Origin of the sequence: Catellatospora sp. KI3 (assembly GCF_029948125.1) — a bacterium.
In the GTDB taxonomy this organism is placed as follows: domain Bacteria; phylum Actinomycetota; class Actinomycetes; order Mycobacteriales; family Micromonosporaceae; genus Catellatospora.
The window spans coordinates 82,538-95,250 of sequence record NZ_JASAMB010000017.1 but is presented as its reverse complement, the minus strand read 5'-3'; the positions used below and the strand labels follow the sequence as shown (position 1 = coordinate 95,250).

Sequence of the window (12,713 nt, the reverse complement as noted above, 5' to 3'; positions counted from 1 at the left end):
CCTCTCAGCTTGCGGGTAGCAGGTCGGGGTCGGGGGTCAGTTCGCGCAGCCGGCCGAGCACGGCCATCCGCGCGTCGTCGCAGCTGCGGGTGAGCAGCCGGGAGTGCAGCAGGGCGGCGACGCCGGCCGCGTCGACCTCGAAGGCGAGGCGGCGGACGTCCGTGGCGGGTGGCAGCTCACCCAGTTCGACGGCTTCGGCGACGAGCCGCTCCAGCAGCTCGATCCACTCGCCCAGGATCACGACGAGCCGGTCGGGTATGGCACCCGCGCGGCCGGTGAACTCGAACTCGGCGTTGGCGAAGAAGCAGCCTCCGGGCAGGGTACGCGCGGTGTAGAAGGCGAGCCGGGCCTCGTGCAGGGCGAACAGGCGGCGTACGCCGCGGGGCTGCTCCAGCGCGGGCAGCACGATCAGGCGGCGCCACTGCTCGCGGGCGTGCTCGATCGCAGCGAGCTGCAGCTCCTCCTTGGAGGCCCAGTGCGCGAACAGGCCGGACTTGCTGACGTGCAGCCGTTCGGCGAGCTGGCCGAGCGAGAGCCCGTCCAGGCCCGCCTCGCTGGCCAGCGCCACGGCGGTGTCCAGCACCGCGGTGCGGGTGCGCTCACCGCGGGCCAGGCGTCCGTCTACCTCGGTCACCTGGCCACCATACAAAACGACCGAACGGTCGTTCGCTTACCGGTGAGCGAACTCACCCGCCCCGGCGGCCGGAACGCGACGGTTTCCGGGAAATCGAGGGGTGCCCGGTCACCAGGTGGAGGTGGCGCGGGGAGGGGCCGATGTCGACGCGCTGCCCCCAGGTGAGCACCAGGTGGTCGGACTCGACGCCGTCGGCGAAGACCACCAGGCGCTCGCTCTCGCTGGTCAGCGACAGGTGCTGCCCGGGGGCGATCCGGCCGGCCGTGAACCGTACCCCCGTGGCCTGGGACGGCCAGGCCTCCCGGACGAACCAGCAGAGCTCGCCGGCCTCCGGGCCGGGCAGGGTCTCGTTCATGCCGCGCTCCAGCGCGACCGAGGCGCACCAGCCGGTGGCCCCGGTGCCGGTGCCGACCAGCACCCCGGAGGACGAGTGCCGCTCGCGCCCGCCCTCCGGCGTGGTCACCAGGTACCGCGACGACTGGTGCGACTGGTGCCCGACGTAGACCTCGTTCAACCCGGCGAGCTGCTGCCCGTCGTCGAGGGTCGCCACCACCATGGCCCGCCGCCGCACCTCAACCCGGCCGTCCGGGACGTCGCGCAGCAGGACGGCGGCCTGCTCGGCGGAGAAGCGGGCCAGCACCCCGGGGAACCGCGCGGGCTCCGGGTTGACCCCGACCACCGGCTGCCCGTCGAGGTACTTGGCCACGTTCGCGACCAGGCCGTCCTGGCCCACCGTGATCACGACGTCCTCGGGGCCGAACAGGAACCGGGCCAGGTCGTCGCGGTCGACCTGGCCGCGGCGCCAGTCGGGGGGCAGGCCGGCGCTGACCGCGGCCAGCGCCGCCTGCTGCGCCGCGTGCCGCTCCTCCACCTCGGCGATCAGCCTGCCGCGCTGCTTGAGGAAGTACTCCGCGGCGGCCCGGGTGCCGTGGCGTCCCAGCAGCTCGTCGAGCTCGCTGCGGCGGGACACCACGACCGCCCGGGGAGCCAGCGTCGCGCTCATCGGTCGCCGCCGCCCGCGCCGAAACGGGCCAGCAGGCCGGTGATGACATCCGGGGTGACGGTGAGCTGCCCGATCTCCGGCAGCTGCCCGGCGAACTCGCGCAGCGCCAGGCTCTGCAGCACCTCGGCGGGCAGGTCCCGGTACGCGGCCAGCTTCGCCGCCTCCGCCTCGCCCTGGGCGACGCCGAGCGCCCGTACGCCCGCCGCCCTGGCCTCGGCCAGCGTGCGCTCCTTCTCCGCCTCGGCCGCGCTGAGCAGCCGGTCGCGCTCGGCCCGGCCCTGCGCGTCGGCGAGCTGCGCCGCGGCGTCCAGTTCGGCCTTGCGGCGCGCGTTGGCACCGTGCTGCTCCACCAGCTGCTGCTCCCGGCGCGCCAGCTCGATCTTGTTCTTCAGCTCGTTCTCCGCGATGCCGCGCTCCTGCTCGACCGCCTGCGCCCGGCGGGCGAAGGTGGCCCGGTCCGCCTCGACCTGCACCGCTTCGCGGGTCGGCGTCTGCAGCGCCCGCTCCAGCTCCGGCTCCGGCCGGATGGCGACCACGCGGGCGCTGACCACCTGCACGCCGAGGTCGGCCAGGCGCGGCTCGCTGCCCAGCGCGACCGACACCGCCTCGCGGACCGAGGCCACCTCGGTCAGCGCCTCGGCCAGCGGCAGGCGGGTGAGCAGGTCCAGGGCGGGCTGCTGGGCCAGCTCGGCCAGCAGCGTCGCGATCTGCTCCAGCGGCCGGCCCACGCTCTTGCCCTGGTTGGGGTCGATCGAGAAGTCCAGCCGGGTGACGGCGACCGCCGGCTCCGCCACCCGGTAGGTCACCGTGGCCTGCACGGTGACGTCGGTGAAGTCGCTGGTGCGCGCGTGGAACAGCAGCGGCAGCTCGCGGTCGTCGATCGGCACCTCGCTGAGGACCGCGGTCAGCGGCCGGTACCAGAACGCCAGCCCCACGCCCTCGCGCTTGGCGCGGCCGCGCACGCTGTGGCGTACCCAGCTGGTGGGAGTGCTGCGCAGGTGCCGCAGGAAGAACCGTCTCGACACGTCGGCCATGGTGAGTCTCCTTCGGAATGAACCCAGGTCCCTTTTTCGTCATGATGACGATAAGACTCGTGCTACATTCTCGTCAAGGTGGTGATAATTCATGGCGGTGGTCCCCGAGGCCGGTCCGGCGACCGGCTACCCCGTGTTCGCCGTGACGGCGGACCTGGTCGTGCTGACCGTGCGCGAGGGCGCGCTGCAGGTGCTGCTGATCCGGCGCGGGCTGGAGCCGTACCTCGGGGCGTGGGCGCTGCCGGGCGGCTTCGTGCGGGGCGCCGAGGACCTGGACGCCGCGGCGCGGCGCGAACTGGTCGAGGAGACCGGGCTCACCGCGCCGCTGGGCCACCTGGAGCAGCTGGCGAGCTACGGCGCGCCCGGCCGGGACCCGCGCGGGCGGGTCGTGACGGTGGCGTACCTGGCGCTGGTGCCGGACCTGCCCGCCCCGGTCGCGGGCGGCGACGCCGCGGGCGCCGACTGGGTCGCCCTGCCCGCCGTCGGCGAGCTCGCCTTCGACCACGCCCGCATCCTGGCCGACGGGGTCGAACGGGCGCGGGCGAAACTGGAGTACACCGCGCTGGCGACGGCGTTCTGCCCGCCCGAGTTCACCATCACCGAACTGCGCGAGGTGTACGAGGCCGTCTGGGGCGCCCGGCTGGACCCGCGCAACTTCCACCGCAAGGTGACCGGCACGCCCGGCTTCGTGGAGCCCGTGGGGCGCTCAGTCGCCGCCGAACGCGGCCGCCCCGCCCAGCTCTTCCGCCGCGGCGCCGCCCAGCTCCTCCACCCGCCGATGCTGCGTCCGGCCCCCTGAGCGGGCGGGTGCGGTTTCGGGGAAAGTGCTGCATACGAACCCAAGATTCGTGCACTTTCCCCGAAACCGCACCGGGGGTGCCTAGGCCGGGCGGCCGAAGCTGTGGATGTTGCCGTCGTCCATTTTGCGCATGGCGATGGGTTTGCCGGGGCGGGAGGCGTGGACGATCCAGCCGCCGCCGACGTACATGCCGACGTGGTGCAGGTCGCTGTAGTAGAAGACCAGGTCACCGGGGCGCAGGTTCGCCCTGCTGACCGAGGCGACCTTCGAGCGCTGCGCCTTCGCGTTGTGCGGCAGGCCCACGCCGACGCTGTTCCAGGCCGCCATCACCAGGCCGGAGCAGTCGAAGGTGTTCGGGCCGGCCGAACCCCAGACGTAGTCCTTGCCGATCTGGCGGCAGGCGAACTGCGCGGCCTTCGCCGCGGCTCCGCCCGGGTACGACGCCGGGCACGCCGCGGGCCGCAGATCACCCAGCCCGCTGCCGCTGGCGTACGCCTGCATCCGCAGCCTGTTCAGCTTGGCGATCTCGGACTCGATCTTCCTCGCCCGGCCCGCCTGCTCGGCCTCTTCCTTGCTGAGCTGCGCGACCAGCGCGTCCAGCGGCTCCTTGACCTTGTCCAGCTCCGCTTTGGCGACGAGCACGTCGGCGATGCGGGCCTGCTTCTCCCGCGCCATCTGGCCGACCATGTTCAGCCGCCGGGCCGTCTCGCGACCGTCGCCGCGGGACAGGAACAGGCTGAACTGTGCCAGCTGGCCGCCGCGGTAGAGATGGTCGGCGAAGGTGCCGATCCGGGCCCGGGTCACTTCCGCCTGCAGCTTCAGCGGAGCGAGCTGCGCGTCCAGCGCCCGGGCCTTGTCCCGCTGCTTGGCGAGCTTGGCCTTCGTGGCGTTGTGCTCCTCGACGATCGGCTCGAGCTTGTTCCACTGCTCGTCGATCTGCTTCTCGACCTCCGCCGGGGACGGCGCGGCGTGCGCCATGGCGGGGGTGAGCAGCAGCGCCGCGGTGGCTACCGCCAGCGCCGCGAGGAGGCGGGGGGTCCGTGGTCCACTGGTGAGCCCCGGCTGGGGCCTGTTATGGCTACACACGAGGATCCACGTTAGGCATGGCCGTTACCGTTTCGCAACTTCGGCCGCGTTCGATGGCTCTTCGTGTGCGGGGGCCTACCGGATGTCGATGAAAACGTCGTCGATCATGCCGTGGAATTGGTCGTTGTTGGTCGCCGCGCCCTTGCCGCCGATCCGCACCGGCGCCTCGTTGTCGATGGCCAGGTCCGCGGGCAGCTCGGCCTCGCCCGACGCGACGCCGTCGACGAGGACGGTCAGCTTGGCGCCGGCGCGGGCGCACTCGACCCGGTGCCAGCCGCCGTCGGCGACACCCTTGGCGGCCACGGCCACGAAGATGCGGTTCTGGCCCTCGACCGGGCCGGAGATGACGCAGCTGGGCTTGCCCTCGTACCCGTCGACCTGGAGCTTGAACTGGGTGCCCTGCATCGAGTAGCCCTTCTGGACCACGTTGGCGCCCTTGCTGGTCTCGCCGGGCGCCATCAGCAGCGCCGCGCCCCAGTGCAGCGGCCGCAACCCCGGGTTGAACCCGGTGCTGTCGGCCACCTCCAGGATCGCCCGCGGGCAGCTGTCCTCGGCCGCCTCGTGGCAGCTCTCCGGGAAGCGCACCGCCAGGCCCGCGTCATGGGCGACGAACGTCAGCTCACCGCCCTGCTGCGCCTTCTTCGTCAGGGTGAGGCCCGCGCCGCTGCGGTCCAGGCCGCCGTCGAAGTCGAGCCGCAGGCCCGTGCCGGTGCCGGTGCTCGGCTGCGGCGAGGCGACCGGTCCGGTCGAGCGGCTCGGCGCGCCGGTCGGCACCGGGGTGGCCTGCGGCTCGTCGCCGAACCGGATCAGCACGAACGCGAGCGCACCCCCGGCCCCGACCAGCACGAGCACGAGGACGACCTGCCACCACTTGATCTGCCGCACCCGGACAGGTCTACCACAGGGCCGCGACGCCCAGACACCGGCCGAGCGGGGCGTGCACCTGCCCGCACGGGCGCAGACGACGACCGCCGGGCCACAGTGGCCCGGCGGTCGGTGTGAATCGTCGGATAGGCGTCAGCTCGGCCGGAAGAAGCCCGCGATCGGCATCGTGTCGATGTACGCCATGCGCACCACGTCGCCGGTGTGCGGCGCGTGCACCATGACGCCGCGCCCGTTCACCTTGCCGACGTAGATGCCGACGTGGTGCCAGCCGTCGTTCGGGAAGAAGAAGACCAGGTCGCCGGTCTGCGGGGTGCTGACCTGCTTGCCTTCGTGCCGCTGGTCGCCGGTGAAGTGGCTGAGTCTGACCCCGACCTGGTACCAGGCCCACTGGGTCAGGCCGGAGCAGTCGTAGTGCGGCTGCGGGGCCTTGGACAGCTCCTCGGGCGAGCCGTAGACGTAGCTCTTGCCGATCTGCTTGCACGCGGCGACGGCGACCTTCTGGCCGTTGCCGCCGATCGCGGTGGCCGGGCAGAGCGAGCCGATCTTGTAGCTGCCGCCGGGCGCGCCGCTGCCGTACGCCTTGAGGCGCAGCGCCTGCAGCCGGGCCACCTCGGCTTCGATGATCTTCTTGCGCGCCCCGACCTCGGCGTCCTTCTTGACCTGCTCCGCGATGAGCGCGTCGAGCTGCGTCTTCTGCTTGTCGTACTCGGCCTTCGCCTCGATGGTCGAGGCGATCTGCTCCTGCTTCGAGTGCGCCAGGTACTCCAGGATCGACAGCTGCTCGGCGAACTGCTTCGGCGAGCCGGTGGACAGCAGCGCGTTGATCTCCTGGTTGCGCCCGCCCATGTAGTACTCGGCGGCGATGGCGCCGACCCGGGTCTTGGTCACCTCGACGGTGAGCCGCAGCGGCTGCAGCTTGGCGTCGATCGCGGCGGCCTTCTTCTTCGTCTTGAGCAGCTCGCCGTGCGCCTTGTTGTAGCTCTCGATGATCGGCTCGAGCTGGTTCCACTTCGCGGCGATCTCCGCCTCGATCTCGGCCAGCGTCGGCTCGGCGTGCGCGGGCACCGCCGGGAGCAGGCCGGCGAGCAGGCTCACGACCATCGCCGCCGCGATATGGAGCAGCCGCGGACGTCTGCGCGCGGTACGGAGGGGGGACACCGGATCTCCTTTGCCGCCGACCGCAGCCGGTGGGTTGAGGAGACCCGGCCGCGGTGACCGCCACGGGGTTGCAGGGGGTAACAACCAGGCGTACGCGGCAGTCGGTCACCAACCCTAGGAAACAAGGTGAGCCGGTTTCAAGCCGCCGATGGGACAACTTCGCTGAGCTGCGCCGATGTCACGCAGCGTCAGACCAGATCAGACCACCGCCGGCGCCATGATCGCGGTCAGCACGTCGTCGAGCGTCACCACACCGACCGGCACCGGACCATCGCTGACCAGCACGATGTGCCGCCGCTCCCGGCGCATCGCCAGCAGCAGCTCGGCCAGCGAGCGCTCCGGCGGCACCACCGCCAGGGTGCGCACCAGCCGCTGCGGGATCGGCTCGCGCCGGGCCGCCCCGTCGAGTCCGATGATGTCCTTGACGTGCACGAACCCGAGCACCCGCCGGGTGCCGCGGGCCACCACCGGGAACCGGGACCGCCCGGTGCGGGTCGCCAGCACCTCCAGCGTCGCCGGAGACGTGTCGTCGGTGACGATGGTCACCGACGACCACGGGCGCAGCGCGTCGGCGGCGGTACGCTGGTGCAGCGCCAGCGCCCCCGCGATCCGGGCGTGCTGCTCCGGGTCGAGCAGCCCCTCGGTCCGCGCCTGCGCCACCAGCCCCGCCAGCTCCTCGGCCGTGAACACGGTCTTCACCGCGTCGGCCGCCGGGATCCGCCACAACCGCAGCACCTGCCGCGACGCCCACTTCATCGCCAGCAGCAGCGGCTTGGTCGCCAGGCAGAACGCCAGCATCGGCGGGCCCAGCCAGAGCACGCTCGCCTCCGGCCCGGCCAGCGTGATGTTCTTCGGCACCATCTCGCCGATCACCGTGTGCAGGAAGACCACGATGAGCAGGCCGAGCAGGAACGCGATCGGGTGCAGCAGGTCCGCGGGCACACCGAGCGCGTGCAGCGGCGCCTGGATCACGTGCGCCAGGGCCGGCTCGGCGATCGCGCCCAGCGCCAGCGAGCAGATGGTGATGCCGAGCTGGGCGCCCGCGATCATCAACGGGATCTGGTTCATCGCCGACAGCGCCCAGGCCGCCGGGCGCGAGGTCTGCGCCTTCGGCTCGATGACGGTACGGCGGGAGGCGATCAGCGCGAACTCCGCGCCGACGAAGAAGGCGTTGCCCAGCAGCAGGCCGATGGTGATCAGGATGTTGGTCATTCGTCGTCCCCCGCCAGCTGGGCCAGCCGGACCAGCTCCACCCGGTGCCGGTCCATCTCCACCACGGTGAACTCCCAGCCGTGCACCTCGACCGCGTCGCCGATCGCCGGGATGCGGCCGAGTTCGGCCATCAGGAAGCCGCCCAGCGTCTCGTACGGGCCCTCGGGCAGGCGGAAGCCCGTCTGCTCGTCCAGTTCGTCCTCGCGCAGCATGCCGTCGACCAGCCAGGTCCGGACGCCGCCGGGGACGGTCACCTCCACCGAGCCCGACTCCTCCTCCTCGGCGGTGTCGTGCTCGTCGGCGATCTCGCCGACCAGCTCCTCGACCAGGTCCTCGATGGTGACCACGCCGTCGGTGCCGCCGTACTCGTCGACCACGATGGCGAGGTCGGCCCGGCCCACGCGCAGGGCGGCGAGCACCTTGTCCAGGTCAAGCGAGCCGGGCACCAGGACGGGCTCCCGGGACACCGAGGCCACCGAGGTGGCCTCGCGGCGGTGCAGCGGCACGGCCAGCGCGTCGTTGACCGAGACGACCCCGGTGACGGTGTCGAGGGTCTGCTCGTAGACGGGGAAGCGGCTGTGGCCGGTCTCGCGTACCACCTCGAAGAGCTCGGCGACGGTGGCCGCCGCCGACAGGCCGACCACGTCGATGCGCGGCGTCATCGCCTCGGCCGCGTGCTTGTCGCCGAACCTGACCGTACGCTGCAGCAGCAGCGCGGTGTCCCCCGGCAGCGCGCCCGCCTGCGCGGAGATCGCCGCGAGCAGCCCCAGCTCCTCGGGCGAGCGGGCGCTGGCCAGCTCCTCCTGCGGCTCGATGCCCATCCGGCGGACCAGCCAGTTCGCCGAGCCGTTGAGCGCCTGGATCAGCGGCTTGAGCGTCCGCGAGAACACCCGCATCGGCCCCGCCGTACGCAGCGCCAGCGGCATCGGCCGCGACAGCGCCGCGTTCTTGGGCACCAGCTCGCCGAACAGCATCGAGAACAGGGTGGCGATGCCCAGCGCGAGGGCGTGGTTCCAGCCCGGCGACAGGCTCAGCGGCGCCAGCAGCTTCGCCAGCGCGTCCTCGGCCAGGTAGCCGGTGAGCAGCGCGGTGAGCGTGATGCCGAGCTGGGCGCCGGACAGCTGGAACGACAGCTCGCGCAGCGCCCGGCGGACGGTGCGCGCGGCCCGGTCGCCGCGGTCGGCGCGGATGTCGATGTCGGCGCGGTCGACGGTGACGAGGGCGAACTCGGCCGCCACGAAAAACGCGTTGCCGGCGGTCAGCAGCACGAACAGAAGTAGGGGCAGGATCGTCAACAGCGTGTCGATGGCGAGATCACCTCGCGCCCGATTCTGCCAGATCGACACACATCATCGGAAACACTGCTCGCGCCACCCACCGGGCTGCCACGTCTTACGGGCTGCCACGTCCGGTCCAGATCCGACCGCAGGTCCGTCGGCGTCAGGCCGGGTGATCCAGAATCGTGGACGCTGGATGTCGCTATAGCAGCATCCAGCGTCCACGATTTCGGATCATGGCGTCGGGACCCCGGCGTGATCGCCACTTGCGGTCCGATTCCCGGCTTGGTGCCGCATTCGGTCGGTCGCACCGGGCGTGTGGCGAGCGCGTGCTCGCGGAAACGGCCCGCTGGCGCAGATCATGGCGGATCAGCCACCGATGATCGCGTGTTGTGGTCTTTACCAGGCCCAAGACCGCCCCTCCTGACCGTAGAAGCTGATCACCAGGGGTATGCGCGGCATGATCGCCATCTCGGGTCCGTCTACGCGACGCGGGTCGGGGCGTGCGCAGATCGGCGCGGGTCGGGACGTGCGCAGATCAGCGCAGATCGGGACGTGCGCAGATCAGCGCAGATCGGGACGTGCGCAGATCAGCGCGGATCGGGACGTGCGCAGATCAGCGCGGATCGGGACGTGCGCAGATCAGCGCGGATCGGGACGTGCGCAGATCAGCGCGGATCGGGACGTGCGCAGGTCGGCGCGGATCGGGTGCGTGACCGGGTCGGGCGAGCTGGTCGGACGCCGGGCCGGACGGGCGGGCCGGGTAACAAGGCGGGCCGGGCCGGGTGACACGGCGGGCCGGGCCGGGTGACAAGGCGGGCCGGGCGGGACGGTGACAGGGCGGGCCGGGCGCGGATGGTGTCCGCGCCCGGCCCGGCTGATCGGTGAGCTCTACCGGCTGGTCCGTGGGCCGTGTCGAGTGGTCCGTGGGTCCTGTCGGGTTCGTGGGCTCGGTCGGGAGGTCGGTCGGGTCAGCCCTTGACGGACTTGAGCAGGACCGTGGCGACGTCGATGACCTCGACTTCTTCCTGGCCCTTGGACCGGACGCCGTCGGTGATCATCGTCGAGCAGAACGGGCAGCCCACCGCGATGGTCTTGGCGCCGGTGGCCAGGGCCTCCTCGGTGCGCTCGACGTTGATGCGCTTGCCGATCCGCTCCTCCATCCACATCCGGGCGCCGCCGGCGCCGCAGCAGAAGGAGCGCTCCTCGCGGCGGCCCATCTCCAGGATCGCGGGGGCCGACGAGCCGCCCAGGGCGGCGCCGAGGACCTCGCGCGGCGGGGTGAACACCCGGTTGTGGCGGCCCAGGTAGCACGGGTCGTGGTAGGTCAGCCCGCCCTCGACCGGCGTCACCGGGGTGAGCTTGCCGGTCTTGACCAGGTGCGCGAGCAGCTCGGTATGGTGCACGACCTCGACCTCCAGCCCGAGCTCCTTGTACTCGTTGCCGATGGTGTTGAAGCAGTGCGGGCAGGTCGCCACGATCTTCAGTGCGCCGGATTCTTTGATCGTCTCGACGTTCTGCTGGGCGAGCATCTGGTAGACGAACTCGTTGCCGATGCGGCGGGCGGGGTCGCCGGTGCAGGTCTCGTTGTTGCCGAGGATCGCGAACGACACCCCGGCCTCGTTGAGCAGCGTCGCGACCGCGCGGGTGGTCTTCTTGGCCTTGTCCTCGAACGCCCCGGCGCAGCCGACCCAGAACAGGTACTCGAACGACTCGGCCTCGCCGACGCGCGGGACGGCGAAGTCCAGGCCCTTGGTCCAGTCCTCGCGGGTGTTGGGCGGGGCGCCCCACGGGTTGCCCTTGTTCTCCAGGTTGCGCAGCATCGCCCCGGCCTCGGCCGGGAAGCTCGACTCGATCATGACCTGGTACCGGCGCATGTCGACGATGTGGTCGACGTGCTCGATGTCGACCGGGCACTGCTCCACGCATGCCCCGCAGGTGGTGCACGCCCAGAGCGCGTCGGGGTCGATGACGCCGAGCTCGGCGGCGCCGCCGATCAGCGGCCGCTCGGCCTCGGCCAGGGCCAGGACGTTGACGCCCGCGAGCTGCTCCGCGGTGCCTTTCTCCTCGCCCGACAGGTCCTTGCCGCCACCGGCGAGCAGGTACGGGGCCTTGGCGTAGGCGTGGTCGCGCAGCGACAGCACGACCAGCTTCGGCGACAGCGGCTTGCCGGTGTTCCAGGCCGGGCACTGCGACTGGCAGCGGCCGCACTCGGTGCAGGTCGAGAAGTCCAGCAGGCCCTTCCACCCGAAGTGCTCGACCTGGGACACGCCGAAGGTGTCCTTCTCCGGGTCGGCCTCCTCCAGGTCGATGGGGGCGCCGTTGGAGGTCATCGGCTTGAGCGCGCCCAGCGCGGGGGCGCCGTCGGCGTTGCGCTTGAAGTAGATGTTGAAGAAGGCCAGGAACCGGTGCCAGGCCACACCCATGGTCACGTTCAGGCCGATGGTGATGGCCCAGGCCATCGACACGCCGATCTTCACCAGCGCGGTGATCGTGATCGCGTTCGGCCACGCGGGCAGCACCGCGCCGAGGGCGTGGGTGAGCGGGGTGGCCCAGGCGGGGGCGTGGAACCAGCCGTTGGCGTCCTTGAAGCCCCGGATCAGGAAGCCCAGGACCAGCACCGCGAGGATCACGTACTCGACGAAGTAGGCCTGCCACATGGTGGAGCCCGCGAACCGCGACCGGGACTTGCGCGAGGGCAGGTTCGCCAGGCGGATGCCGATCAGGGTAAGGATCGAGGCGATGCCGAGGATGCCCAGCCACTCGGTCACGAACAGGAACGGCGCCCAGCCGCCGATCAGCGGCAGCTCCCACTCCGGGTTGACGACCTCGACGTAGGCGCCCGCGACCAGCAGCGACAGCACGATGAAGCCGATCATCACGAACCAGTGGGCGGCGCCCACCCAGGTCCACGTCAGCATCTTCGTGTGGCCGAAGGTCTCGCGCAGCATCGTCACCGTGCGCGTGCCCCGGTCGTTCGAGCGCGTCGGGTCGGGCTGACCCAGCCTGATCACGGCCAGTATCTGCTTGACCGCACGCACGACCAGCACGACGGCGAGCGCGGTCACCGCGACCGCCAAGACCGTGCTGACGATCTGCACCACGCCCATACCCACGCCTCCCTGCGCCCCGGTATCAGCCCTGTTCAACCAAACGTCTATCCGACACTGTCCGACCAAGCAGAGCCTACGCCCTAGTTACCGTTCAGTAATGTGAGGGTGGGCACAACCAGCCGCGCCCCGCTCGCCTGTTGCGGGCGAGCGGGGCGGGGTTCAGCGGATGGACGTCCGTCGGTGCGTCAGCGCCACTTGGACAGCAGGCCGAGGGCGGTCACCATGGCGCCGAAGCCGACGGCCAGGTTCCAGTAGCCCCAGCCCTGAACCGGGTACTCGGTGCTGGACAGGTAGTAAATGACCAGCCACGCGATGCCGAAGACGATCAGTGAGACCGCTGTGATCGGCAGCCAGATCGGGCTCGGGCGCTTCTCCGCGGCAGTCGCGGTCGGCATCACGTCAGTAGGCGGCGTGTAGATCTTCTTCTTGCGGACCTGCGACTTCGGCACGTTGGTCTCCTGGAGGGGCCCTGCCCACACCGGTCTGGGTGACCTTGGGCATGGGCCTGAATA

Annotated in this window: 11 protein-coding genes; 1 reads left to right on the top strand and 10 read right to left on the bottom strand. The window is 71.5% G+C overall.

Annotated elements, in window-relative coordinates; genetic code table 11:
* Positions 1-4: 4 nt before the first annotated feature.
* From QEZ54_RS24895 to QEZ54_RS24885, 3 genes are read right to left on the bottom strand one after another with little or no spacing between them, the layout of a single operon-like run.
* Complete coding sequence (locus QEZ54_RS24895) at positions 5-634, bottom strand: TetR/AcrR family transcriptional regulator (protein ID WP_281307126.1); 630 nt, start codon at positions 632-634, stop codon at positions 5-7.
* A gap of 52 nt (positions 635-686) precedes the next feature.
* Positions 687-1,637, bottom strand: coding sequence for a hypothetical protein (locus QEZ54_RS24890; protein ID WP_281307125.1), 951 nt, complete (start codon positions 1,635-1,637; stop codon positions 687-689).
* Positions 1,634-2,671, bottom strand: coding sequence for an SPFH domain-containing protein (locus QEZ54_RS24885; RefSeq protein WP_281307124.1), 1,038 nt, complete (start codon positions 2,669-2,671; stop codon positions 1,634-1,636). The genes QEZ54_RS24890 and QEZ54_RS24885 overlap by 4 nt, the downstream gene beginning before the upstream one ends.
* Before the next feature lie 91 nt (positions 2,672-2,762).
* Here QEZ54_RS24885 and QEZ54_RS24880 point away from each other — a divergent pair, with 91 nt between their 5' ends.
* Positions 2,763-3,470, top strand: a complete 708-nt coding sequence (locus tag QEZ54_RS24880) for an NUDIX domain-containing protein (RefSeq protein ID WP_281307123.1) — start codon at positions 2,763-2,765, stop codon at positions 3,468-3,470.
* An 81-nt stretch (positions 3,471-3,551) separates the two neighbouring features.
* On the opposite strand, the gene QEZ54_RS24875 is transcribed toward QEZ54_RS24880, so the two are convergent.
* The 7 genes from QEZ54_RS24875 to QEZ54_RS24845 form a co-directional block, all read right to left on the bottom strand.
* Complete coding sequence (locus QEZ54_RS24875; protein WP_281307122.1) at positions 3,552-4,556, bottom strand: C40 family peptidase; 1,005 nt, start codon at positions 4,554-4,556, stop codon at positions 3,552-3,554.
* A 75-nt stretch (positions 4,557-4,631) separates the two neighbouring features.
* Positions 4,632-5,441: a LamG-like jellyroll fold domain-containing protein gene (locus tag QEZ54_RS24870; protein ID WP_281307121.1), complete on the bottom strand. Its 810-nt coding sequence runs from the start codon at positions 5,439-5,441 to the stop codon at positions 4,632-4,634.
* A gap of 132 nt (positions 5,442-5,573) precedes the next feature.
* Positions 5,574-6,599 (bottom strand): C40 family peptidase, encoded by a 1,026-nt coding sequence (locus QEZ54_RS24865; protein ID WP_281307120.1) that lies wholly within the window; start codon positions 6,597-6,599, stop codon positions 5,574-5,576.
* Positions 6,600-6,797: 198 nt separating this feature from the next.
* On the bottom strand, positions 6,798-7,811 hold the full coding sequence (locus QEZ54_RS24860) for a hemolysin family protein (RefSeq protein ID WP_281307119.1): 1,014 nt from the start codon (positions 7,809-7,811) through the stop codon (positions 6,798-6,800).
* The gene (locus QEZ54_RS24855; protein WP_281307220.1) at positions 7,808-9,097 is read right to left on the bottom strand and encodes a hemolysin family protein; all 1,290 of its coding nucleotides are present in this window, start codon (positions 9,095-9,097) and stop codon (positions 7,808-7,810) included. Before QEZ54_RS24855 ends, QEZ54_RS24860 begins: the two co-directional genes overlap by 4 nt.
* Positions 9,098-10,059: 962 nt before the next feature.
* A complete protein-coding gene (locus QEZ54_RS24850; RefSeq protein ID WP_281307118.1) occupies positions 10,060-12,198 on the bottom strand; it encodes a (Fe-S)-binding protein in 2,139 nt (712 codons plus the stop codon).
* Positions 12,199-12,386: 188 nt separating this feature from the next.
* Positions 12,387-12,650: a cell division protein CrgA gene (locus QEZ54_RS24845; RefSeq protein ID WP_281307117.1), complete on the bottom strand. Its 264-nt coding sequence runs from the start codon at positions 12,648-12,650 to the stop codon at positions 12,387-12,389.
* Positions 12,651-12,713 lie beyond the last annotated feature (63 nt).

Excerpts from the sequence above, each read along its gene's own strand:
- QEZ54_RS24880 (WP_281307123.1), top strand. The coding sequence starts at position 2,763 with ATGGCGGTGGTCCCCGAGGCCGGTCCGGCGACCGGCTACCCCGTGTTC.
- QEZ54_RS24850 (WP_281307118.1), bottom strand. The coding sequence starts at position 12,198 with ATGGGCGTGGTGCAGATCGTCAGCACGGTCTTGGCGGTCGCGGTGACC.
- QEZ54_RS24885 (WP_281307124.1), bottom strand. The coding sequence starts at position 2,671 with ATGGCCGACGTGTCGAGACGGTTCTTCCTGCGGCACCTGCGCAGCACT.
- QEZ54_RS24890 (WP_281307125.1), bottom strand. The coding sequence starts at position 1,637 with ATGAGCGCGACGCTGGCTCCCCGGGCGGTCGTGGTGTCCCGCCGCAGC.
- QEZ54_RS24860 (WP_281307119.1), bottom strand. The coding sequence starts at position 7,811 with ATGACCAACATCCTGATCACCATCGGCCTGCTGCTGGGCAACGCCTTC.